21 protein-coding genes and 1 pseudogene are annotated in these 23,246 nt (G+C 72.0%); 8 read left to right on the top strand and 14 right to left on the bottom strand.

What is annotated here, in order from left to right:
* The first annotated feature begins 16 nt into the window (after positions 1-16).
* A complete protein-coding gene (locus tag ABZ840_RS27640; protein ID WP_361563357.1) occupies positions 17-610 on the top strand; it encodes a TetR/AcrR family transcriptional regulator in 594 nt (197 codons plus the stop codon).
* A 136-nt stretch (positions 611-746) separates the two neighbouring features.
* On the opposite strand, the gene ABZ840_RS27635 is transcribed toward ABZ840_RS27640, so the two are convergent.
* A complete protein-coding gene (locus ABZ840_RS27635) occupies positions 747-1,256 on the bottom strand; it encodes a hypothetical protein (RefSeq protein ID WP_361563354.1) in 510 nt (169 codons plus the stop codon).
* A 241-nt stretch (positions 1,257-1,497) separates the two neighbouring features.
* Here ABZ840_RS27635 and ABZ840_RS27630 point away from each other — a divergent pair, with 241 nt between their 5' ends.
* The gene (locus tag ABZ840_RS27630) at positions 1,498-2,262 is read left to right on the top strand and encodes a metallophosphoesterase family protein (protein WP_361563351.1); all 765 of its coding nucleotides are present in this window, start codon (positions 1,498-1,500) and stop codon (positions 2,260-2,262) included.
* Positions 2,263-2,443: 181 nt separating this feature from the next.
* Here ABZ840_RS27630 and ABZ840_RS27625 read toward each other — a convergent pair whose 3' ends face one another.
* From ABZ840_RS27625 to ABZ840_RS27580, 10 genes and pseudogenes are all read right to left on the bottom strand, one after another.
* Complete coding sequence (locus ABZ840_RS27625) at positions 2,444-3,511, bottom strand: S1 family peptidase (protein WP_361563348.1); 1,068 nt, start codon at positions 3,509-3,511, stop codon at positions 2,444-2,446.
* Positions 3,512-3,977: 466 nt separating this feature from the next.
* Complete coding sequence (locus ABZ840_RS27620) at positions 3,978-5,033, bottom strand: slipin family protein (protein ID WP_361563345.1); 1,056 nt, start codon at positions 5,031-5,033, stop codon at positions 3,978-3,980.
* Positions 5,034-5,314: 281 nt separating this feature from the next.
* On the bottom strand, positions 5,315-6,214 hold the full coding sequence (locus ABZ840_RS27615) for a S1 family peptidase (RefSeq protein ID WP_361563343.1): 900 nt from the start codon (positions 6,212-6,214) through the stop codon (positions 5,315-5,317).
* A gap of 272 nt (positions 6,215-6,486) precedes the next feature.
* Positions 6,487-7,275 (bottom strand): DUF1684 domain-containing protein, encoded by a 789-nt coding sequence (locus ABZ840_RS27610; protein ID WP_361563340.1) that lies wholly within the window; start codon positions 7,273-7,275, stop codon positions 6,487-6,489.
* Between the two features lie 5 nt (positions 7,276-7,280).
* Positions 7,281-7,477 (bottom strand): annotated as a pseudogene (locus ABZ840_RS27605) (F420-dependent methylene-tetrahydromethanopterin reductase); the annotation flags it as partial.
* A 48-nt stretch (positions 7,478-7,525) separates the two neighbouring features.
* Entirely contained in the window at positions 7,526-8,503 is a 978-nt protein-coding gene (locus ABZ840_RS27600; protein WP_361563337.1) for an ABC transporter substrate-binding protein, read from the bottom strand.
* A 28-nt stretch (positions 8,504-8,531) separates the two neighbouring features.
* Positions 8,532-9,293 (bottom strand): amino acid ABC transporter ATP-binding protein, encoded by a 762-nt coding sequence (locus tag ABZ840_RS27595; protein ID WP_361563334.1) that lies wholly within the window; start codon positions 9,291-9,293, stop codon positions 8,532-8,534.
* On the bottom strand, positions 9,290-10,183 hold the full coding sequence (locus ABZ840_RS27590; RefSeq protein ID WP_361563331.1) for an amino acid ABC transporter permease: 894 nt from the start codon (positions 10,181-10,183) through the stop codon (positions 9,290-9,292). The genes ABZ840_RS27595 and ABZ840_RS27590 overlap by 4 nt, the downstream gene beginning before the upstream one ends.
* Positions 10,167-12,023 carry an FAD/NAD(P)-binding protein gene (locus ABZ840_RS27585; protein WP_361563328.1) on the bottom strand — a complete coding sequence of 619 codons (1,857 nt, stop codon included), beginning with the start codon at positions 12,021-12,023 and terminating at the stop codon, positions 10,167-10,169. The genes ABZ840_RS27590 and ABZ840_RS27585 overlap by 17 nt, the downstream gene beginning before the upstream one ends.
* On the bottom strand, positions 12,020-12,898 hold the full coding sequence (locus tag ABZ840_RS27580; protein ID WP_361563325.1) for an amino acid ABC transporter permease: 879 nt from the start codon (positions 12,896-12,898) through the stop codon (positions 12,020-12,022). The genes ABZ840_RS27585 and ABZ840_RS27580 overlap by 4 nt, the downstream gene beginning before the upstream one ends.
* Positions 12,899-13,339: 441 nt before the next feature.
* On the opposite strand from ABZ840_RS27580, the gene ABZ840_RS27575 reads away from it, so the two are divergent.
* From ABZ840_RS27575 to sepF, 4 genes are all read left to right on the top strand, one after another.
* Positions 13,340-14,386 (top strand): LLM class flavin-dependent oxidoreductase, encoded by a 1,047-nt coding sequence (locus tag ABZ840_RS27575; protein ID WP_361563322.1) that lies wholly within the window; start codon positions 13,340-13,342, stop codon positions 14,384-14,386.
* The gene (locus ABZ840_RS27570) at positions 14,383-14,901 is read left to right on the top strand and encodes a GNAT family N-acetyltransferase (RefSeq protein ID WP_361563319.1); all 519 of its coding nucleotides are present in this window, start codon (positions 14,383-14,385) and stop codon (positions 14,899-14,901) included. The genes ABZ840_RS27575 and ABZ840_RS27570 overlap by 4 nt, the downstream gene beginning before the upstream one ends.
* The gene (locus ABZ840_RS27565) at positions 14,898-15,842 is read left to right on the top strand and encodes an ABC transporter substrate-binding protein (protein ID WP_361563316.1); all 945 of its coding nucleotides are present in this window, start codon (positions 14,898-14,900) and stop codon (positions 15,840-15,842) included. Before ABZ840_RS27570 ends, ABZ840_RS27565 begins: the two co-directional genes overlap by 4 nt.
* A 310-nt stretch (positions 15,843-16,152) precedes the next feature.
* Positions 16,153-16,608, top strand: a complete 456-nt coding sequence (gene sepF, locus ABZ840_RS27560; RefSeq protein WP_361563313.1) for a cell division protein SepF — start codon at positions 16,153-16,155, stop codon at positions 16,606-16,608.
* A gap of 108 nt (positions 16,609-16,716) precedes the next feature.
* Here the strand turns inward: sepF and ABZ840_RS27555 are convergent, their stop codons facing one another.
* Both ABZ840_RS27555 and ABZ840_RS27550 read right to left on the bottom strand, forming a co-directional pair.
* Entirely contained in the window at positions 16,717-17,904 is a 1,188-nt protein-coding gene (locus ABZ840_RS27555; RefSeq protein ID WP_361563311.1) for an acyl-CoA dehydrogenase family protein, read from the bottom strand.
* Between the two features lie 122 nt (positions 17,905-18,026).
* Positions 18,027-19,652: an MFS transporter gene (locus tag ABZ840_RS27550; RefSeq protein ID WP_361563308.1), complete on the bottom strand. Its 1,626-nt coding sequence runs from the start codon at positions 19,650-19,652 to the stop codon at positions 18,027-18,029.
* A gap of 318 nt (positions 19,653-19,970) precedes the next feature.
* Here ABZ840_RS27550 and ABZ840_RS27545 point away from each other — a divergent pair, with 318 nt between their 5' ends.
* Together ABZ840_RS27545 and ABZ840_RS27540 are read left to right on the top strand one after the other, a co-directional pair.
* Positions 19,971-21,155 carry a hypothetical protein gene (locus ABZ840_RS27545; RefSeq protein ID WP_361563306.1) on the top strand — a complete coding sequence of 395 codons (1,185 nt, stop codon included), beginning with the start codon at positions 19,971-19,973 and terminating at the stop codon, positions 21,153-21,155.
* A gap of 295 nt (positions 21,156-21,450) precedes the next feature.
* Positions 21,451-22,476 carry a phosphatase PAP2 family protein gene (locus tag ABZ840_RS27540; protein ID WP_361563303.1) on the top strand — a complete coding sequence of 342 codons (1,026 nt, stop codon included), beginning with the start codon at positions 21,451-21,453 and terminating at the stop codon, positions 22,474-22,476.
* Positions 22,477-22,597: 121 nt separating this feature from the next.
* Here ABZ840_RS27540 and ABZ840_RS27535 read toward each other — a convergent pair whose 3' ends face one another.
* Positions 22,598-22,813, bottom strand: a complete 216-nt coding sequence (locus tag ABZ840_RS27535; protein ID WP_361563301.1) for an I78 family peptidase inhibitor — start codon at positions 22,811-22,813, stop codon at positions 22,598-22,600.
* Positions 22,814-23,246: the final 433 nt, after the last annotated feature.

Genomic DNA, 23,246 nt, shown 5'->3' with positions numbered 1-23,246 from the left:
AAAGGCAGGCCGGGCGGTGGCACGACGGCGGGACGGGCAGGTCGCTGCCGACCGGATCCTGGAAGAGGCGATGGTCGCCATCGCCGAGGGCGGCCTCGCGGCGCTCACCATGTCGGCGCTGGCCAAACGGCTCGGCACCAGCGGCGGCCACATCCTGTACTACTTCGGCAGCAAGGACATGCTGCTGCTGGAGGCACTGCGCTTCAGCGAGGCGAAGCTCGCCGAGGAGCGGCGGGCGCTGCTCGCGCGCCGGCTCGGCGCGGTACGGATGCTGGACGCCTTCGTCGATCTCTACCTGCCGCGCGGGCCGCGGGACCCGCGGTGGATGCTGTGGATCGAGCTGTGGGCCCGTACGGCCGTCAACGAACCGCTGCGGGAGGCGCAGGAGGAGCTGGACCGGAGCTGGCGCGAGGACCTGGCGGGGCTGCTGGCGAAGGGGGTCGCGCAGGGCCGGTTCGCCGCAGCGGACTGCGCGGGCCGCGCCTCCGAACTGCTCGCGCTGCTGGACGGGCTCAGCACGCGTGTGGTCCTGGGCCAGCCGGGCGGGGACCGGGCCACCGCCCTGGCCACGGCGAGGTCGGCTGCGGCGCGGCTGGTCGAGCGGCTCTGACGGGGCCGTCGCGCAGACCCCAGGCCGCCCCGAAACGACCGCCGTCCCGGTCCGCTGGTGCGGGCCGGGACGGCGGGGGCTCGGTGCCTGCTCAGCACGGAACTCGGTGCCTGCTCAGCACGGGTTCAGCAGGGGCTCACTTCTGGACGGGCGGGCAGTAGCCGGTCTTGTCGCCGATGGTGTTGATGACGGCGTTGGAGCGGGCGTCCCCCGCGTAGTTGATCTGATCGGTGCAGCTCACACCGTCCTTCTTGGGGGTGCCCACCGGCGGGTCCGTCTGCTCGCCGCCCTTCTGCGGTGCCGGGCAGTGGCCGGTCTCCTCGCCGATCGAGTTGATCTCGGCGTTGGACCGGGGGTCGCCCGCGTAGTCGAGCTGGTCGGTGCAGCGCTCGTCCGACTTCTTGGGCGTGGCCGCCGGCGTACCGCTGACGGAGCCCTGGTCGGACCCGCCCTTGTCGCTCCCGCCCTGGTCGCTGCCGGCCGAGGAACCGGCGGACTGCGAGGGGTCGGCGGCGGACGAGCTGCCGGCGGGCGACGGCGTGTCGGTACCGGAGCCGTCGCAGGCCGTCAGCCCGAACGCGGCGACGGCGATCACCATGGCGGCGGCGGCATTGCGGGCGTGGCGCAGAACGGTACGGTTCGACACGTTTTTCCTCGTTCTCTTGTCATGGTGTTCCAGTACTCCCGGTGCGGCCTTCCGGGCCGGTGAGATCAAGACTGTCGGCCGCCGCTGATGATCCACAGCTGTCCGGCTAACGTCTCGCTAACGCGGCCCGTCGGCTCTTCGGCGCGTCGGCTCTCCGACGCACCGGACCGTCGGCTCATCGGCGCGTCGGCCGAGAGCGGAATCGCCGACCGCGCCGCCGGTGCCCTGCCAGGCTCGCGTCATGACCGACACCGCCGCGGTAGCCGTCCTGTCCGACGTCCACGGAGTCGCCCCCGCGCTGGAGGCCGTGCTCGCCGAGCCCGATGTCCGGGCCGCGCGGACCGTCGTCCTCACCGGCGACCTGCTCTCCGGGCCGCTCCCCCGGGAAACCCTCGCGCTGCTGCGCGGCCTCGGCGACCGGGCCGTATGGCTCCGCGGCAACGGCGAACGCGAACTGGCCGCGAGCCACCACGACCCGGGCGCCCCGGCCCCCGACGGGGTCACGCCCTGGGCCGCCGGGCAGCTCGCCCCCTCCGACGTCGATGAACTCGCCGCGCTGCCCACCGCCGTGACGCTGGACGTGCCCGGCCTCGGCCCCGTCCTCTTCTGCCACGCCACCCCGCGCGACGACGCCGAGGTGGTCCTCGCCGACTCGCGCGCCGAGCGCTTCGCCGAGGTGCTGGCCGGAGTGCCGGCGGCGGTGCGGACGGTGGTGTGCGGCCACACCCACATGCCGTTCGTCCGGATCGCGCAGGGGCGGCTGGTGGTGAACCCGGGCAGCGTCGGGATGCCGTACGGGCGGGACGGTGCGCACTGGGCGCTGCTCGGGCCGGGCGGCGGCGCGGTCGCGCTGCGCCGCACGCCGTACGACCGGGAGGCGGCCTGTGCCCGGATCGTGGCGGAGTCCGGCTTCCCGCAGGCGGCGGAGTGGGCGGACGAGTACGTACGGAACACCCACTCCGCAGAGGAGGCACTGGCCGCCTTCGGCCCGCTGGACGGACGCTGAGCCCGGCCGGGTCGACCGGAGCCGCACACGTACAGCGACCCGAACCGTGCACGTACGGTGCGGCCGGAACCGTGCACGTACGGTGCGGCCGGAACCGTGCACCAACGCGGCCCGGCCCCCGTACGCAGTACGCGTACGGGGGCCGGGCCGTGGAGCCGGGGTGCGGGGGTCGGCCGATGGGTCAGCCGATCTGTGCTCCGTAGGCCTCCAGGGCCTCGGTGACCGGCTGGAAGAAGGTCTCGCCGCCTCCGGAGCAGTCGCCGCTGCCGCCCGAGGTCAGGCCGAGCGCCTTGTCGCCGTCGAACAGCGCGCCGCCGCTGTCGCCGGGCTCGGCGCAGACGTCGGTCTGGATCAGGCCTTCGACGGTGCCTTCCTGGTAGTTGACGCTGGCGTTCAGGGCCTTGACGGTGCCGTCGTGGACCTGGGTGGTGGAGCCGCTGCGCTGGACCTTCTCGCCGACGGTGGCCTCGGCCGCGCCGCTGATCTCCTGGCTGCTGCCGTTGTAGAGGTCGACGGCGCTGGGGTGGTCGGTGTCGGCGGTGTACTTCACCAGCGCGTAGTCGTTGCCGGGGAAGCTGGACTCCTCGGTGGCGCCGATCTCGCCGCCGCCCTGGGAGTCCGACCAGCTCTTGACCGCGTTGCCGCAGTGGCCGGCGGTGATGAAGTACGGCTGGCCGTCCTTGACGACGTTGAAGCCGAGCGAGCAGCGCGAGCCGCTCCCCCAGATCGCGTCGCCGCCCGCGATGAAGGGCTTGAACTCTCCCTTGCTGCGGTTGAGCTGCACCTTGCTGCCGAGGCCGTCGACGACCTTGGTGAGCTTCGCCAGCTTCGCGCCCTTGACGGTGCGGTCGGCGGTGACGACGACCTTGTTGGTCCTGGGGTCGACGCCCCAGGACGTGCCGGGGATGGTGGCCTTGGTCTTCAGGGTCTGCCGGGCGCCGTTCAGCTGGGCGAGCGTGTGCTGGACGATTCTGGGCTCGGCTCCCTTGGCCCGTACGGCGTCGGCTGCGGCCTCGTCCACCACGTTGACGACCAGCTTCTTGGCCTTGGCGTCGTAGTACGAACCGGCCGTGCCGTCGGTGAGCTGCGCGGCGAGCTTGCCGGCCGCGGCCGGTGTCAGCGACAGAAGCTCGGCCGTGGGGGCCGGGCTGGCATTGGCACTGAGCGCGAAGGTGGCGCTGGCGGCCAGGGCGAGGGCGCCGGCGCCGGCCAGGGCGGCGCGTCGCTTGGGTATGCGGCGGTGCTTCAAGTCAAAACCTCCCGTGGGGGGAAGGGCCCGCCGGGTGGGGGAAGTGCGGGCCCTGAGGGGGTGGAGATCGAGACACGGACGTGAACGGGCCGTCCGTCGCGGACGGTCATCGCGCCTGCCGTACGGCCGGGTGCCGTGGGCGTGCGCGGCCCGCATGTGCTGCCCACCATCAGAAGCCGCGTCCGGCTCGACAGTCGCGTCCATGCCAATGCGCGTCGCCGAGTATTCCCACCCCCCAAGGGCGCGCACAAGACCGAGTTCCGGTCTTGCGTACGACGATTCACCGATCGTCCACGGGTCCTGCACACCGATAACCGCGCATGTCCCTCCCCTTTCCGGTGTCCGGTGAACACGGTGAGCTGCCGGTGGCCACCCCACGGTGAGGACTACACCTGTCCGGAAACAGACGATCCGCTTCCGCCCACCCATCACCCGGGCCGGTCACGGCGCCTTGGGCCCCGTCCTGTCACTTCGTGGTGCCGCTCCGGGGCGTCTCCTCGTCCTCGGGCGCCGTCAGCCCCGGGATCCCGACGCCGGGGACCTCCACCGCCGGCAGCTCGACGCCCGGCAGGTCCTCCGCCGCGTCGAGCGCCACCTCTTCGCGCCGTACGTCCTCGGGCCCCGCGCCGCCCCGGTCCTCGCGGCGCAGCTCGGCGCGGCCCACGCCCTCGGTGCCGTCGTCGCCGTGGTCCCCCGCGTCCCCGTTGCCGCCGCCGCTCGCGGGCCGCGTCCGCTCGTACGCCTCCGTCTGCGCCTGGGCCTGGAGGCCGGAGCGCTCCAGGAAGCGCAGCAGTTCGACGGGGAAGGGCAGGACGAGGGTGGAGTTCTTCTCGGCGGCGACCGCCACGACGGTCTGCAGCAGGCGCAGCTGCAGGGCGGCGGGCTGGTCGGACATCTGCTGGGCCGCCTCGGCCAGTTTCTTGGAGGCCTGCAGCTCGGCGTCGGCGTTGATCACCCGGGCCCGCCGGTCGCGGGCCGCCTCCGCCTGCCGGGCCATCGACCGTTTCATGGTCTCCGGCAGCGAGACGTCCTTGATCTCCACCCGGTCGATCTGCACGCCCCAGCCCAGCGCGGGGCTGTCGATCATGACTTCGAGGCCCTGGTTGAGCTTCTCCCGGTTGGAGAGCAGGTCGTCCAGGTCGCTCTTGCCGATGATGGAACGCAGCGAGGTCTGGGCGACCTGGGAGACGGCGAAGCGGTAGTCCTCGACCTGGACGACCGCGTCGGCGGCGTCCACGACCTTGAAGTAGACCACCGCGTCCACCCGGACGGTGACGTTGTCGTGGGTGATGCCTTCCTGGGCCGGCACGGGCATCGTCACGATCTGCATGTTGACCCGGCGCATCCGGTCCACGAACGGGATGATCATGGTGAAGCCGGGTCCGCGGACCGGCGCGGTGAGCCGGCCGAGCCGCAGGACGACGCCGCGTTCGTACTGTTTGATGACCCGGGCCGCGGCCGCCGCGTACACGGCACCCGCCGAGGCCAGCGCCACCCCGGTCGCCACCAGTTCCTCGACCATCACGACCCCCTCGCACAGGCTGCCGGCCGTCCGAGTCGCACGTAGTTACACCGTATGCCCGGTTGCCGTAAGGGTCGAGTGCGGGAAGGCACCCCTCTTCCCCGGCAAGGAAATAACGGCGCCTGGTCCGCGCGGGGCCGCACACCAAGGGCCCCCGCTCGCCGCGGCGAGCGGGGGCCTACTGCTGCTGGCTGCAGTCCAGTGGCGCAGTATTCCTCAGTACGTGCCCGGGGCCGAGAACACTCATCCGGCCAAGGGGAAGTGCCAGGGCGTACTCAGGGTCAGTACACGCTCACGCCGTAGGCGCTCAGCGCCTCCGTGACGGGCTGGAAGAACGTGGTGCCGCCGGAGGAGCAGTTGCCGCTGCCGCCGGAGGTCAGGCCCAGCGCCTTGGTGCCGGAGTACAGCGGGCCGCCGCTGTCGCCGGGCTCGGCGCAGACCGTGGTCTGGATCATGCCGTAGACGACGTCGCCGCCGCCGTAGTTGACGGTCGCGTTCAGGGCGGTGACGCGTCCGCTGTGGGTGCCGGTGGTGGAGCCGCGGCGGGTGACGGTCTGACCGACGGTGGGCGTGCCGGCGCTGGTGATGTCCTGGCCACCGACGGTGCCCTCATGGGACACGGAGCCGGTGTACTTGATGATGCCGTAGTCGTTGGTCGGGAAGCTGGAGCCGGCGGTCGGGCCGATCAGCGCGCCGCTGCCGGTGGTCCATGACGAGCCGCCCTCGGTGCAGTGACCGGCGGTCAGGGCGTAGTAGGCGCCGCTGCTGTTGCGCACGTTGAAGCCCAGCGAGCAGCGCGAACCGGACGTGTAGATCGCGTCGCCGCCCGATATGTACTTCTGGAACTTCCCGGTGGTGCGCTCGAAGCTGAGGGCGCCGGCGTTGACGCCCGCCGCCTTCTTGATCTTCGCTATCTCAGCCTGGGAGACCGTTTTGTCCACCGTGACGACGACGGTGTTCGTCGCCTTGTCGACCCGCCATGCGGTACCCGCGACATCCGCCGCGCGGACCGAGTCATCGGCCGCGGAGAGCTGAGTCGCGCTGAACGTACTCGCCGGGCGCACGTCGGCACTGGCGCTCGGGATGGCGACGGCGCCCGCAACGATCAGACCGGACGCCACGGCGATCAGCCGGGTGCGTCTGACGACGCCGCTGCGGGGGGTGATGCGCTCGTTCCTCACTTCTTCCTCCGAGGGGAATCGGGGGTCGCCTGTGGGCGGCCCGTGAGGCGCAGTCAGGCAGCACGGGTTCCGTTTTCCGCGTGCCCCTGACAAGCGCTGGACGGGAGTCTGGAGTGTCCGCGCCCCGTGCGCAAGAGGCTGTTTCCGGTTCGGCGCATGCCACATGGCCCCGGCAGCGGGGGTTTTGGCTGCCGGGGCGGTGGGTCCGGTCCCCTCGGTCGGATCTTCGACGCGCAGCGGTCCGGGACGGTTCCCGCGGACCGGTTTGCGGCTCAGTGACCCGCGCTGAGCTGCCGTTCTCCGGCGCGCAGGGCGAACGCGAGGGTGTTGCCGGGCGGCGGGAACGGGCAGATGAAGTGATCGGCGAACGCGCAGGGCGGCAGCAGCGTGCGGTTGAGATCGACGGTCACGGCGCCGTCCGCCGCGGGCGCCGGCGGGCGCAGAAAGCGGAAACGGTAGCTGTCGGTGCCGCTGGTGGCGTCCGCGAGCACCGCCCACAGCGAGCCGTCGGCCTCCACCGCGACCTGGAGGGTGTGTTCCTCCCCGTCGACCGTGAAGGCCAGTTCGCCGCCGAGGCCCAGGCCCCGGTCCCGGCCGTCGGCGTTCGGCACCTGGACGCTGCGCGCCTGCGCGTACGGGCGGAACCGGCCGGTCAGCCGCCACCGCTCGTCGTACGGGAACGCGTCGATGCCGGTGAAGGCGCGCAGCGCGGCGGAGTCCGGATCGAAGACCCGGACGGCCCCCTGGTCCTCGCGCCGCAGGACGACCAGACGCCGGTCGCCGTGCGCGACGCGGGCCTCCGCCGGCGCGGGGTCCGGGCCGAGCCGCACCTCGCCGGCGAACGGGGCGCCGTCCAGCGTCAGCCCGTCCCCGGCGCCGGCGGTCAGCCGGACCGCCCCGCCGTCCTCGGCCCAGTGGCCGGGGATGCCCTCGATCCGGCCGTCGGGGTGGTCGGCGAGCCAGTGCGTACCGGTCAGCGCCAGCGGCCCGTACGGCCCCGAGACGGTCCGTTCGCGCAGCTCGCGCCAGGTCCGCCAGTCCTTCTCCGCTTCCGTGCTCATGGCGGTCAACCCTTCCATACCGGGCCGCGTACGGGCTCCGGGAGGCCCAGGTGCGAACGGAGTGTGTTCCCCTCGTACTCGGTACGGAACGCGCCTCGTTCCTGCAGCAGCGGTACGACCCGGTCCTCGAAGTCGTCCAGGCCGCCGGGGTGAGATGCGGTACGAGGACGAAGCAGTCGGCGGCGTGCTGGGTGACGAACGCGTCCGTCTCGACGGCGGGAGCCTTCCGGTGCGAAGGGCGGGGTGCGGGTCACTTCGCGGTCCTGGGGAGTCCGCGGGGGTTGATCTCCGACTTCCGCACGGCCTCGTTCTCCAGGCCCCAGCGGGCGAGCACCTTCTTGTAGGCGCCGTTGTCGATGACGTGCTGGAGGGCCGCGGCATAGGGCTTCACCAGCCCGTTGTCCTTCTTCGTGGTGGCGGCGATCTTGCCCTGTACCTGGTCGCCGCCGCCGGAGAAGGTGCCGACGATCTCGGTCTGCCCGGCGGTGGCGACGTGGTACGCGGAGGTCGGGTTGGGCCCGAAGTAGGCGTCGATGCGGCCGGACTGGAGGGCGAGGTAGTAGTCGGAGGTGTTCTGGTAGTACTTGATGTCGACCGGCTTGCGGCCCGCCTTCTCGTTCTCCTCGCTCCAGTCCACGAGGATCTTCTCCTGGTTGGTGCCGGAGCTGACGGCGATCTTCTTGCCCGCGACGTCCTTCGCGCCGCGCACCTTCCAGTGGCTGCCCTTGCGGGCCTCCATGGCCAGTTCGTCCAGCCGGTAGGTGGCGAAGTCGTACTTGTCCTTGCGTTCCTCGGTGACGGTGACATTGGAGAGGACGCCGTCGAGCTTGCCGCTGTCCAGGCCGACGAAGAGGTTCTCCCAGGACAGTGCGTGGAAGCGGGGTTTCAGGCCGAGGGTGTCGGCGATGAGGGTGGCGAGGTCCCGTTCGACGCCGATCAGGGTGCGGTCGTCGGTGGCGTAGAAGCCCAGCGGCGGGTTGCTGCCGGTGCTCAGGCCGAACTGGAGGCTGCCGCGCGCACGGACCGCGGCGGGCACCTGTGCGGCGATCTCCGGGTCCTTCTCGACGTGGACACGGTTCTGTTCGGGACCGGTGTTGATCCTCGACTTGGCGCCGCCGCCTCCGGGCGGGGCGTCCAGCGGCGCCGCCTCGCCCTTGCCGCAGGCGCTCAGCAGCAGCGATCCGGCGGTGAGCGCGAGGGCGGTGGTCAGGGCGCGGCGGCGGTTCACGGGGGTGCTCCTTCTGGTGCGTGGCATGTCAGAGGACCTTGGAGAGGAAGGCTTTGGTGCGCTCGTGGCGCGGGGCGTCGAGCACCTGGGAGGGCGGGCCCTGTTCGACGATGCGGCCGTCGTCCATGAAGACGACGGTGTCGGCGACCTCGCGGGCGAAGCCGATCTCGTGGGTGACGACGATCATGGTGGTGCCCTGGTGCGCGAGGTCCTTGATGACGTCGAGGACCTCGCCGACCAGTTCGGGGTCGAGGGCGGAGGTCGGCTCGTCGAAGAGGAGCAGCTTCGGTTCCAGGGCGAGCGCGCGGGCGATGGCGACGCGCTGCTGCTGGCCGCCGGAGAGCTGCTTGGGGTACGCACCGGCCTTGTCGGTGAGGCCGACGCGTTCGAGGAGCCGGCGGGCGGTGGCCTCGGCGTCCTTCCGGGGCTTCTTGAGGGCCGAGACGGGGGCCTCGGTGATGTTCTCCACCACGGTGAGGTGCGGGAAGAGGTGGAAGTTCTGGAAGACGAAGCCGATGTGCGTGCGCTGCTTGAGGATCTCGCGTTCGCGCAGCTCGTACAGCTTGTTGCCGGAGCGTCGGTACCCGACCAAGGAACCGTCGACGCTGACTTGGCCGCTGTCCACCTTCTCCAGGTGGTTGACGGTCCGCAGCAGTGTGGACTTGCCGGACCCGGACGGGCCGAGTACGACGGTGACCTCGCCGGTCCGGACCGTGAGGTCGATGCCGCGCAGCACCTCCACCGATCCGAAGCTCTTGGTCACGGACCTGATGTCGACCATCGCGCTCATCGCGAGGCCCCCTTTGCGAAGTGTCGTTCGATGTAGTGCTGGAGTACGGAGAGGGCGCCGGTGAGCAGGACGTACCAGACGGTGGCGACCATCAGCAGGGGCACGACCCGGCCGTTGCGGCCGTAGACGACCTGGACCTGGTAGAAGAGTTCGCCGATCGCCATGACGGAGACGATCGAGGTGCCCTTGAAGAGGGAGATGACCTCGTTGGCGGCGTTCGGCAGGATCGCGCGCATGGCCTGCGGCAGCACGATGCGCCGCAGCTGGCGCAGCCGGGGGATGCCGAGCGCGGCGGCGGCCGCGAGCTGGCCGCCGTCCACGGCGAGGACGCCGCCGCGCACGATCTCCGCCGCGTAGGCGGCCTGGTGCAGGGCGAGTCCGAGGACCGCCGCGCTCATGGCGCCGACCAGGTTGACCGTCTCGAAGGAGAGGAAGCCGGGGCCGAACGGGATGCCGATGTCGATGCGCTTGTAGAGGTAGGCGAGGTTGAACCAGAACAGCAGCTGGACGATGAGCGGGACCGCGCGGAACACCCAGATGTAGCCGGCCGCCACCGCCTTCAGGAACGGGCTGTCCGAGAGCCGCATGAAGGCCAGGACCAGGCCGAGCAGGAAGCCCAGCGCGGTGCCGTACAGGGTCAGCTGGAGGGTGGTGCCCACCGCGCGCAGGATCGTCTCCGTGGTGAAGAACTGCGCGAACACCCCCCACTCCCAGCCGGGGTTGGTGACCAGCCCGTGGACGAACTGGGCGAGCAGTACGGCGGTGAGGGCGATGGCCGCCCAGCGGGCTGGGTGGCGTACCGGTACCACCTTCAGGGCAGGGGGGTCGGCGCTCTGTGGCGCGGCGCGCTCCGGGGCGTCGGCGGCGGGTGCGTCACTGGTCAGCGGCATGGTGTTCCTTGGGGGTGCGGGCGGCGAGGAAGGCGAGCAGGGTGCGGGCCGTCGCGTCGTTCTGGCGGAAGGAGGGGGCGTTGGTGCCGGGCCGGGTGAAGGCGCCGGAGGCGCGGGCGTCGGTGTGCGGGCCGAGCGCGAAGCGGCGCGGGTGGACCCGGCCCGCGCGGTCCAGGACCCGGCCGTCCGTGGCGTCGACGCGCAGCAGCCCACCGGGGGTGGCGGCGGCACCGTCGGCGTACAGGTCGCGCAGCAGCGCGTCCCGGCTGTGCGTGACGGAGGGTGCGGGGAGCCGGGCCTCCACCAGTGCGCGGGCGGTGACCTCGGTGCCGGGCAGGCTCGCGCTGCCCGCGCGGAAGAGGCCGGCCCCCTCGTCGGCGGTGACGGTGACGTCGGCGCCGAGGAACTTCACGACACCGGCCCGGGAGAGAGCGAGCAGCTGCCGCAGCCGGGGTCCCGGCGGGCCGGAGGCGAGGTAGCTGAAGAAGCCGTGCCACCACGGGCCGAGGTCGCCGAACCGGGTCAGCTGCCCGTAGACGGACAGCAGCGCGAGGAAGACGGCCTGGTCGGGGCTGTGCGCGGGGTCGTGGCGGCGGTCCAGGTCGGCCTGGATGTACGCGCGCAGGCCGTCCTGGAGCGCCGCCTCGCTTCCGAAGCGCACGCCGGTCAGCGGGCGGTCGAGCCGGTCGAGGTCGAGGCGGTCGGCGGGGTCGGGCACGGAGGCGGCGACGAGGGCGTGGAGTGCGGCGCTGCCGGGGTCGGCGGCGGCGTACTTCTCCTCGAAGTCGGTCCAGTGGACGGCCGTGCGCTCGGGGTGGGCGGTGAACAGCCGGTGGTAGTGGGCGAACCCCAGCTCCTTGGCGATGAGCGGCCAGACGTCGCGGGTGAAGTCGGGGCCGCCGGGCCGGGCGAGCAGTTCGTCCACCTGGGCGGGGCCGAAGAACCGCGGCAGCGGCGGCCGTTCGCCCGACCAGCCGTAACCGATCTTGGAGTGGTAGGGGACGCCGCGGCGCGACCCGATGTACAGCACCGGCTCCTCCCCCGACGGCAGGTACGCGAGCTGTCCGTCGGGCCGGGTCAGGTAGCGGCCGCCGCGGCCCTCGGTGAGCAGGATCGTCAGGTCGACGAAGGCCAGGCCCATGCCCCGGACCAGGACCGGCTCGCCGGCCCGCAGTCCGGACAGGTCGCTGTCGGCGGTGAAGTCCGGCGGCAGGTACGTCAGTCCGTGCGTGGCGGCGAAGGAGGCCAGCGCGCGCTGTTCGGCGGGCGGTTCGGAGCCGAGGTGGCCGAGGGTGAGGACGACGAGGTCGGCGACGAGCGGGGTGGGGCGGCCGGCGAGCCATACCTGCTGGCGGCCGTCGCGCGGTCCGGCGACGCGGACGGCGCGGTGCCGGTGCTCGTGCACGGTGACCCGGGGCGGCAGGGCCGCGACCGTGCGGTCGTAGACCCAGCCGAGGTAGTCGCCCTGGAGCCGGCGGTCGGCGAAGTCGCGCGGCCCGAGCGCGCCGGCCGCCTCGGCGGTCCCGGGCGGCACGGTGCCGGTGGCGGCGCCTTCCCCGGTCTGCCGCGCCCAGGCGGCGAGGGTGGGGCCCGTGCGGACCGGGCCGGCCATCTCCACCGACTCGTCGGTGAACATGGTGACGTCCTCGGCGGTGGAGTTCATCCACAGCAGCGGGGACTGGTCGTGCCGCCAGATCCGGCCGCCGCCGGGCGGGTGCGGGTCGACGAGGTGGATGTCCAGCGGCCGGTCGCCGTACAGCTCGGCGGCGTTGGCGGCGATGCGTTCCAGCAGCCCGGTCCCCCGCGGCCCGGCTCCCACGATCACCAGTGACGGCCTCATCGGGCGTGCTCCGCGCCGCGTGCGTAGTGCCGCTCGACGTAGAACTGGCCGACGCTCAGCACCGAGGTGACGACGACGTACCAGATGGTGGCGACGAGCAGCAGCGGGATGACCTGGTAGGTGCGGTGGTAGACCAGCTGCACGGAGTACAGCAGGTCCTGGACCGCGATGACGGAGACGATCGAGGTGCCCTTGAGCGTGCCGATCAGCATGTTCCCGGCGGGCGGCACGATCGCGCGCATGGCCTGCGGCAGCACGATCCGCCGGCCGCGCCGCCACCGGCTCAGGCCGAGGGACTGCGCGGCCTCCAGCTGGCCGCGGTCGACGGAGAGGATGCCGCCGCGTACGACCTCGGCGGCGTACGCGGCCTCGTGCAGGGTGAGGCCGATGAGGGCGACGGTGATCGGGCCGAAGAGGTTCACCGTCTTGATGCCGAGGATGTGCGGGTACAGCGCCCCGATGTTGAACCAGAACAGCAGCTGCACCAGGACCGGCATCGAGCGGAACAGCCAGACGTAGCCCCAACCGACTCCCCTGAGCACGGGGTTGGCGGAGAGCCGCATCGCGGCGAGCAGCGTGCCCAGCGCGAAGCCGAGCACCATGACCAGCGCGGTGAGCCAGAGCGTGAGCCACAGGCCGCGCAGGACGGCGGTGGTGAAGAAGTAGCCGGCGACCACGTCCCACTGGAAGGCGTCGTTGCGGACGACCGAGGCGGCGGCGAGCGCGAGGAGGGCCAGGACGAGGGCTGCGGCGGCCCGTTGGCCGGTGCGGCGGCGCGGGACGATGCGGGGCGCCTCGTCGGCACCGGTTTTCGGGGGCGGCGGTGCCGGGGCAGGCGTGTCGAGGGTGCCGGAGACCGGCTGGGCGGAAGGCATGCGAAGGCTCCGTGGATGCAGAGATCGAACACGGGAGTGGAGCGCCTTCACACAGGCTCAAGAAACGGTCGCGCCCCTCAGCACGGCCGTCCTTGAGGCTATGGCGACGCCACGGCGCACTGTCAAGCCTGTCCGCATGCTGAGATTTGGGTCTCGGTCGCAGTTGACGCGGAAACGGATGCCTGTTCCACTTAGCGGCATGTACTCATGGCAGCGGCTGGTCACCCGCGACCACATCGACTTCGGTCGAGTGTGGTCGTCGTCCTGTTGAGCTGACCCCCTGCACCATGCCCGCCGTCCTCTTCGGCCGGGCCGTTTCGCGGTTTTGATCGCCTTTTCCTGATCCCGCCGCGCCTTCACACACTTCCGCGCCTCCCTCGGCGCACCCTCCCCTCGCTCTTCCCCGTTCCTTCGGCCTGCTCGAAGAAGGGCACGAACACCATGCGCTTCGGCGTCATGACATTGATCGACAACGTCCCGGACGCGGTGTCCGGGCGGCTGCTCCCGCCGCACCGGCGCCTCCAGGAGGTCGTCGAACTGGCCGTACTGGCAGAGGAGTTGGGGTACGACGCCTTCGGTGTCGGGGAACGGCACGGACCGCCGTTCCTCTCCAGCTCCCCGGCCGCGGTCCTGGGCGCGATCGCCGCGCGCACCCGCCGCATCCGGCTCTTCACCACCGTCACCGTCCTGTCCACCCTCGACCCGGTCCGGGTCGCCGAGGAGTACGCCACCGTCGACCAGCTCTCCGGCGGCCGCCTGGAGCTGATGACCGGCAAGGGCAACGCCCCCGAGCCGTGGCAGCTGTTCGGCCGCGACCCGGCGGACCAGTACGACCTCCAGGAGGAGAACTACGAACTGCTGCGCCGGCTCTGGAGCGAGGAGAAGGTCACCTGGTCCGGCCGGTTCCGCCCGCCGCTGACCGGGGCGACCACCCTCCCCCGCCCGCACCAGCGGCCGCCCACCGTCTGGCACGGCAGCGCCACCAGCGAGCGCTCCGCGGACCTCGCCGCACTGTGGGGCGACCCGCTGTTCACCGCCAACGTCATCCAGCCGGTCGCGAACTACGCCCGGCTGATCACCCACTACCGCGAACGCTGGGCGGAGTACGGGCACGACCCCTCGGCCGCGCTGGTCGGCGCGGGCGGCACGCTGTACGTCGCTCCCGGCGACCGCACCGCGCGCGACGCGTTCGCGCCGTACTACGAAGCGGCGGTGGCGGCCCGGGACGTGCCCGGCAACAACACCCCGTACCGCACGCTCGACGACGCCGTGGACCACGGGCCCGTCCTCGTCGGCTCGCCGGACCGGGTCATCGACAAGATCCTCCAGCAGCACACGGCGTACGGCCACGCGGTGCAGTTCTTCGGCGTGGAGAGCGCGGGCCTGCCGTACGCGCGCAAGGCCGAGGTGCTGCGACTGGCCGCCGACCAGGTGCTGCCGGTACTGCGCAAGGAGGCGCCCGACACCCTCCCCTGGGACCGCCCGTGACCGCGCCGGCCCCGCACCCCACCGCACTGACGGTGCATCACACCACCGTCACCGACCCGCTGGCCCGCCCGCTGCTCGCGGAGCTGACGCATGAGTACAGCACCCGCTACGAGAAGCCGGTGGACCTGGACCGGGAGTACCCGCCCGAGGAGTTCGGCCCGCCCGGCGGCGCCTTCCTGCTGCTCCTGGAGGGCGGGGCGCCGGTGGCCGGCGGCGCGTACCGCCGGTACGACACCGCCACCGCCGAACTGAAGCGGATCTGGACGCACTCCGCACACCGCCGCCGCGGACTGGCCCGCCGCGTGCTGCGGGTGCTGGAGCAGGACGCCGCACGGCGCGGCTACACCCGCCTCTACCTGACCACCGGGCCCCGCCAGCCGGAGGCCAAGGGCCTGTACCTGGCCGCCGGTTACCGCCCGCTCTTCGACCTCACCGCCGACCCGGAGTCGATCGGCCCGCTGCCGTTCGAGAAGGACCTGCCGGCCGGCCACCACCTGGAGACCCCGACCCCATGACGCCTCGCAGAACCCGCGCCGCCGCTCTGCTCGCCGCTGCCGCCCTCGCCCTGACCGCCGCCTGCGCCGCCCCCGACGGCGGCGGCACCCGGTCGGCGGCGGCCGGGGGCGGGACCGAACCGAAGATCCCCACCACCGATGTCGTCACCGGCGTGAAGAAGGACCCGGCCGCCGCCGGCCTGCTCCCGGCCGAGGTGCGCAAGCGCGGCACGCTCACCCTCGCGGCCAGCGTCGGCGGCTCCCCGCCCGGCGCCGCCTACCTGCCGGACGGGAAGACCGTGGCGGGGCAGGACATCGACTTCGCCGACGCCGTGGGCAAGGTGCTCGGGCTGCGCCTCAAGCGCGAGGTGGCCAGCTTCGAGGCGATCCTGCCCGCCCTCGGGAGCGGCAAGTACGACCTGGGCACCGGCAATTTCGGGGTCACCCGGGAACGCAGGAAGACCATCGACTTCGTCACCTACATCAATGACGGCCAGGGGTTCGCGGTCCGCGACGACAGCCCGCCGAAGAAGGTCACCGATCTGACGCAGCTGTGCGGAAAGACGGTGGCGACCTCGGCGGGCACCACCTTCGAGGCCACCCTGGAGCGCCACCGCTCCCGGTGCGCCGCGGCCGGGAAGAAGCCGTACGAGGTCAAGACCTACGCCGAGCAGGGCGCGCTGTGGATCTCCCTCCAGCAGGGCCGCAGCGACGTGGTGATGAGCACCATCAACGGGCTGCGTTATGCGGTGCGGCAGCAGGAGGGGCTGCGGTTCCTCAACGAGTACCAGCGGCTCGACGTGGGATTCGCCTTCAAGAAGGGCAGCGATCTCACCCCCGCCTTCCGGGCCGCGGTGAACCGGCTGAAGAAGGACGGCACGTACGACCGCATCCTGAAGAAGTGGGGCACCGAGGGCTCCGCGATCGACGCCTCCCGCATCAATCCGCCGGCCCAGGGCTGAGAGGCACCGCCACCGTCGACGGCACGGCACCGCCGGGATGACATATGCCCAGGTCCCCTCCGTGCGGGTGCATTCTTTCCGTTATCTTTCGATCTGTCCTGCCGGGCGGGTCCGAGGGGGCGCGCACGCCGTGTGACACCCTTCGCACAGTCAGTTCGCGGTCATCGCCTTGGAGCTGACGCTGTGCCATCCTCATTGCACCAGATGTGTCACGAACCCCCCATGCGGCGGCTATCCACTTGGCACATCATCCGCGTCATGGCCGACCATAGAGGGGCGGACAGCACACCGCGGGAGAGAGGAGGCGTCCATGGGATCGGTGCGCAAGGCGAGTGCGTGGCTTGGCCTCGTCGACGACAACGATGACGAGCGTTACTACGACGACGACTACGCCGAGGGGTCCGAGCCCGAACAGACGGGCGGCAACTCCTGGGTGACCGACCCTCGGGTGCGGGTGGCCGACCAGTCGGCGCAGGAGCAGGGCACCCGGATCGCCACGGTCACCCCGGACGGCTTCCGGGACGCCCGTGGGATCGGTGAGCTCTTCCGGTCCGGTGTGCCGGTCATCGTCAACCTCACGGCGATGGATTCCGCCGACGCCAAGCGCGTCGTCGACTTCGCGGCGGGGCTGACCTTCGGGCTGCGCGGCTCGATCGAGCGCGTGGCGACCCGGGTCTTCCTCCTCACACCGCCCGACTACCGGGTGGTGAGCGGCGGCGACGTCACGGGCCGCCGTCGCGAGGGCGGCTTTTTCAACCAGAGCTGAGCTTGTCGGCCGGGGTCCGGGGGTCATCCCCCGGGAAAACACAGCAACCAGAGCTGGTGTTCCTTTGCGGATCGGCTCCGGCCGGCCCGCAAAGGAACACGGTTCGGCTCACCGGAAGGCGTCGAGCCCGGTGAGCGCCTTGCCCAGCACCAGCTGGTGCATTTCCACGGTGCCCTCGTAGGTGAGCACCGATTCCAGGTTCGTCGCGTGCCGCATGACCGGGTACTCCAGCGAGATCCCGTTGGCGCCCATGATGGTGCGCGAGGTGCGGCAGATCTCGATCGCCTCCCGCACGTTGTTGAGCTTGCCGAAGCTGACCTGCTCCGGGCGGAGCCGCCCCGCGTCCAGCCGGCTCCCCAGGTGGTGCGCGAGCAGGACGCCCTTGTGCAGCTCCACGGCCATGTCGGCGAGCTTGGCCTGGGTGAGCTGGAAGCCGCCGATCGGCTTGCCGAACTGCTCGCGGCTCTTCGCGTAGTCCAGTGCCGCGTCGAAGCTGGCGCGGGCCGCGCCCATCGCGCCCCAGACGATGCCGTAGCGGGCGTGGCTGAGGCAGCTGAGGGGGCCGCGCAGGCCGGTGACCTCGGGCAGTACGGCGTCGGCCGGCAGCCGGACGTCGTCCAGGACCAGCTCGCTGGTGACCGAGGCACGCAGCGACCACTTGTGCTTGATCTCGGGGGCGGAGAAGCCGGGTGCGTCGGTGGGGACGACGAAGCCGCGGATGCCGTCGTCGGTGCGGGCCCAGACCACCGCGACGCCGGCCACCGAGCCATTGGTGATCCACATCTTGCGGCCGTTGAGGACCCAGTCCGAGCCGTCGCGCTTGGCGTGGGTACGCATGTTCGCCGGGTCGGAGCCGTGGTCGGGCTCGGTCAGGCCGAAGCAGCCGATGATCTCGCCGGCGGCCATCCCCGGCAGCCACTGCTGCTTCTGCTCCTCGGAGCCGAAACGCCAGATCGCGTACATGGCGAGCGAGCCCTGCACGGAGACCAGCGAGCGGATGCCGGAGTCGGCGGCCTCCAGCTCCAGGCAGGCCAGGCCGTACTGGACGGCGGTGGCGCCGGCGCAGCCGTAGCCGGTGAGGGACATGCCGAGGGCGCCGATCGAGCCCAGCTCACGGGCGAGCTCGCGGATGCCGGGCAGCTCACCGGCCTCGTACCACTCGGCGATGTGCGGCAGCACGCGATCGGCGGCCCACTGCCGGACGGTGTCGCGGACGGCCTTGTCCTCGTCGGAGAGGAGGTCGTCGATGCCCAGCGGGTCGGCCGGGTCGAAGGGCGGCAGGGTGGATGCGGACATGACGAGGGCCTCCTGCGGCTGCGCGAAAAACTAGCAGTGGTAGTTATTGCTCACGGCAGACGTTACGACGCGCGCGGACGCGCCACAAGAGGGCCCCTGTCCGGCCCCGGGAGAATGAAGGCTCAGTGCCCCGAGGAGGCGGTGGCACGCTCGGACTCGTGTCCGGGGCCCGCGGCGTCGCCGTCGGCGCGCTCCGAGGGCTCGGCGGCGCGCCGGGGCAGCCGCAGCGCTATCGCCGCGCCCACCAGCAGCAGCAGCGCGCTGGCCACGAGGGTGACGTGCAGGCCGTGCACGAAGGACGCCCGGGCCGCCTCGCGCAGCGCACGCCGCGCGTGTCCGCCGAGGTCACCGGCCACCTGGTACGCCTCGCCGAGGGAGTGCCCCGCGGCCCGGCTCGCACGGTGCGGCACCCCGGCGACGTGGTGCAGGCCGGGCGCGTAGACGGCGTTCATCACGCTGCCGAGCAGGGCCACGCCGATGCCGGCGCCGAGCTGGTAGGAGGTCTCGCCGATGGCCGCCGCTCCCCCGGACGCCTCGGCGGGCGCCTCGCTGAGCATCGACTCGTACGCCCCGAAGAGCGTGGCCTGGAAGCCGAAGCCGAGCAGGACGAAGCCGGCGGACAGCTGCCAGGGCCGGTCGTCCGTGCCCATCGTGGTCAGGCAGAGGACCGCGACGGCGGTGAGCACGAAGCCCGCCGAGACCATCACCCGCGGGCCGAGCCGCGTCAGCATCCGGGAGCCGGTGAGCCCGGCCGCCATCGCGGCGAAGACCAGGGGCAGCATCCGCAGGCCGGTCTCCAGCGGGCTCATGCCCAGTACGAGCTGGAGGTACTGCACGGCTATGAGCTGCAGGCCGACCAGCGCCAGCATGGCCAGCACGATGCAGCCGACGGACGTGCCGAACGCCGGGCGGGCGAAGAGCCGCATGTCGATCAGCGGGTGCTCGCGGCGCCGCTGGCGGCGGACGAAGAGGGCCAGCAGCAGCGCCCCGACGAGGATCGGACAGAGCGTCGTCCAGCCCACGACGGGCGCCCCGCTGCCGATCTGCTTCACGCCGAAGACCAGGCCGAGCACGCCGAGCGCCGCGACGACCGCGCCGAGCACGTCCCACGGGCCGTTGCGCTCGCCCCGGGACTCCGGCAGCAGCCAGCGGCCGACCAGCAGCATCACGGCCATCATCGGGATGTTGATGAGGAAGACCGAGCCCCACCAGAAGTTCTCGACCAGGAAGCCGCCGAGCACCGGGCCGACGGCCGCGCCGACCGCGGCGACCGCGCTCCACACGCCGATGGCCACGGCCCGCTCCCGCCGGTCGGGGAAGACCTGGCGCAGGATCGACAGCGTCGCCGGCATGATCATCGCGCCGCCGACGCCGAGCAGCGCCCGCGCCACGATGAGGATCTGCGGATTGGGCGCCAGCGCGGCAGCGGCCGAGGCGATCGCGAAGAGTCCGTAGCCGAAGAGCAGTATCCGGCGTCTGCCGACCCTGTCGCCCAGCGTCCCGAAGAGGATGAGCAGGGACGCCGCGATGAGCGGATAGACGTCGACGACCCAGAGCAGTTCGACCGGCCCCGGCCGCAGGTCCTCGGTGACGGCCGGCACGGCGACGTACAGGATCGTCGTGTCGAGGGCGACGAACAGCAGGCTGACGCAGAGCACGATCAGCACGGTCCAGCGGTTCGCGCCGCCGCCGCGATGCCGGGTGACACCAGCCGTCCGCTCTTTGCCGGACGTGGTCGTCCCGGACATGTACGCACCTCCTGTCGAGCACTCGCAGCCGCGCGCGACGGCACGACGAACACCCCGGGGGAACCGGCGGCACGGGCGAGTTGTGAAGAAAGCCTACGCGAGTCGCCGGGCAGGACACATGGCTCACCTCACGATGAGATGCTCATCGCAAGGACCGATGGGTGTCATACCCATTGCGCAGGGCATTCGCTACCATTCGCCGCCGACTCCTTCGGGTGACCCCCGCATCCCCCATCACGGCCCGCCACCCGCGTCGCGCCCGCCCCGTTCCGGCCATCGTGACCACGCGACCCCCGGGCCACCTGGATAATCGGATTGATGACCGATCTCGCTTTCTCCGCCACCGCGGGTCCGGCTGCGGCAGGCAGAGGTGCCGGGGCCGCGCTGCGCCGCGCCGCGCCCGCCCTGGCGGCGTACGCGGCGATCCGACTGCTGGGCCTCGTGGTCCTCGCCGCCTGGTCGGCAGCGGCCGGCAAGGACTGGCAGACGCTGCTCGCCGCCCGCTGGGACTCCCTCTGGTACACCCGCGTCGCCGAGCACGGCTACGGCTACGCCGTCCAGCTGCCCGGCGGCGAGGTCCACTCCAACCTCGCCTTCTTCCCGCTGCTGCCGTGGCTGGAGCGGGGCCTGTCGGCGCTGCTGCCGCTCTCCGCGGCCGGCGCCGGGCTGCTGGTGAGCTGGGCCGCCTCGCTGGCCGCCGCCTGGGCGCTGTACGCCACGGGTGAGCGGCTGCACGGCCCGCGCGGCGGGATCACGCTCGCTGCGCTGTGGGCCGCGGTCCCGATAGGCGTCGTGCAGTCCATGGCGTACTCGGAGGCGCTGTTCACCGCGCTCGCGGCCTGGGCGCTGTACGCCGTGCTGTCCGGCCGGTGGGTGTGGGCCGGCGTGCTGACCTCGCTGGCCGGGCTGACCCGGCCGGTGGGTGCCGCGGTCGTCGCGGCCGTCTGGGCCGCCGCCGCGCTCGCCCTGTGGCGCGAGCGGGCCCGCGAGGGGCACGTGACCTGGCGGCGGCACGGCCGGCTGCTCGCCGGCGTGGCGCTCGCCCCGCTCGGCTGGTGCGCCTTCTTCCTGTGGGTGGGGGCCCGGCAGGGCAGCCTCACCGGCTACCTCGACATCCAGGCGGGCTGGGACAACGGCTTCGACGGCGGCCTGGCCTTCGCCGCCTTCACCTGGCGGCTGCTGACGGGGCCCGCCCTCCCCGCCGGGCTCGCGCTGGTGGCCGGGGTCGTGGCGGTCGTCTGGCTGTACGTGCTCGGCGTGCGGCAGGGGCGGCCGGTGCCGCTGCTGGTCTACGGCGGCCTCGTACTGGCGCTGGCGCTGACCGCCAAGGGGTATTTCGGCTCCAAGCCGCGGCTGATGCTGCCGGCGTATCCGCTGCTGCTGCCGCCCGCCGCCGCGCTGGCCCGGTGGCGCCCCCTGTACGCGGCGGCAGTCCTCGGCGTGCTCGCGGCCGGCTCCGCGGTGTACGGGGCGTTCTGGCTGAACGGCTCGGGCCCGCCATGACCCCCGCACGGACCTTCCGGCGGGTGACCGGGGAACTTCTCTCCGTGACCCCGGTGCACCGGCAAACGTTCCGTGACGCCCGGGGAAATCCGCGATAAACACCGCCGCGGAGAAATACATTAGATCTGCGGACGGTCGGCCACTCGGATGCCGCGCGAGAGAAAGAGCGATTTAGTGAATTCTCTTGGCAGGGCCCTGGCGAATGGCTTGTTTGAGACGCATTCCACATCACATCGTCATTACAAAGCCCACGGTTTGACCAGGCACCTACATCACACGCGGTAACGTCGATTGAGTGCGTACCGATGAGAAGCCCGACCAGAGGGAAGGGCGCTGGAGCGAGCTGGCCCGGCCGTATATGACACGAACACGCCACTGGCTGTTCGGCGGCACCGTGGCCGTCTACGCGGCGATCGTGCTGGGCGTGCTCACGACTTCCTGGCTGGTCACCCTCGACTGGCAGGTCATGCTCTTCCGGCCGTACAAGCAGTGGCCGGACATCCACGCCTTCCTCGACTACTTCGTGGTGCTGGGCCAGCGTGGCCCCACCGCGGTCGCGGTGGCCGCGTGGCTGGTCTGGCGCTGCTGGCGGCAGCGGAACCTGCACCCGCTGCTGGTGCTCGGCGTCGCCCTGCTGATGCTCAACGTCACCGTGGGCGCCGCGAAGATCGGCATGGGCCGGCTCGGACCGCACTACGCGACCGCCATCGGCACCAACGAGATGTGGCTCGGCGGCGATATATTTCCTTCCGGTCACACGGCGAACGCCGTGGTCACCTGGGGCGTTCTGGCGTACCTGGCGACCACCCCGCTGCGTCGCAGGATCCTTTCGGTCATCGCCGCGCTCGGCGCGCTGGGCGTCGGCATGACCACCGTCTACCTGGGCACTCACTGGGTCAGCGACGTGCTGCTGGGCTGGGCCGCCGGCCTCCTGGTGCTGCTCGCCCTCCCCTGGTGCGAGCCGGGCATGGCATGGGCCGAGGCCCGGCTGATGGCGGTGGTCTGGCGGCTCCGTGCCCAGCTGGGCGGCGCGCCGCGGCCCGTCCCGGTGCCCGCGAGCCCGGCGGGCGTCACCTCCGGTGTCGCCGGGCGGCGTGCCGTGGGCGAGGACGGCGTCCTGGTCCGCGAGCCCGCGGTGGCCGGCGGCCGGCAGGCCCGCTCGCCGGAGGCCTGGCCGCACCACCCCGCGCGGCCGCACACGGCGCGCTCGGAGCGCACTCCGGTCACCCCCTCGGGCAGCCGAAGACCGCCGCACGCCGACCGTGCCCCGCGCACCGCGCCGGTCACCACGACCGTCCGCGGCCGCTCGCAGGGCAGCTGACACGACAGACGTGCGGGGCCGGTACGCACACACCCCCGCACCTCGACGGCCCCGGCGGCTCCTTCAGGGAGCCGGCCGGGGCCGTCGTCGTAGGGGGCGTGCCGGGCCGCCGGGCCCGCCGTCAGCCCTTCCAGGAGCGGTGCACGGTGCCGTCCTTCACTTCGAAGTTCAGCCGGCCCGCGAGGTACTCCATGGTGATGATCGCGCCCGGCGGCAGCGACCTGACGGTGCTCCAGCCGCGCTCGCGGGCCCGGTCCTCGGCCCGCTGCCGGTCCAGGCCGACATAGGTCTCCACGTCGTCGTCCGGTTCTTTCGGAAGGTTCGGTACAGGCGCCATGCCGCCACCGTATGCCTCGTCCGGCGACCCGCGGAAGGCCGGTACTGACACACCCGGGTGTTCCCGGCGTCCGGCATTGGTCACACTTCTGTCACAGCCCGCCGGGACCGGTTTAACGCCACTTCCCGCACCCGGACGAGCGGCTCCGGTATCACTTCGGCCACCCGAAAACCCGGCCCGATTTCTTCTTGATCGTATTCTTCGAACGGGCCCGCACAGCTGCCGTCACGGGCCGGAAATCAATCGCCGCGAGACGCCCGATTCCCCTTACCCGATACGCGTTATCGGACGTCCCGTAATCTTCCGACGGCTCACACTCCGCTCACATTTCCCGCACAACACCCCGGCCCGCGGGAGGCGTACGACGGGCCTTCGGGGGTACGCGGCAGCACTCACGAGCACGGTGGCGGGAACGCCCGACGCCCCCTCGCGC

The organism is Streptomyces sp. NPDC047117 (genome assembly GCF_040643545.1).
Taxonomy (GTDB): domain Bacteria; phylum Actinomycetota; class Actinomycetes; order Streptomycetales; family Streptomycetaceae; genus Streptomyces.
This window is presented reverse-complemented; position numbering and strand designations above follow the sequence as displayed.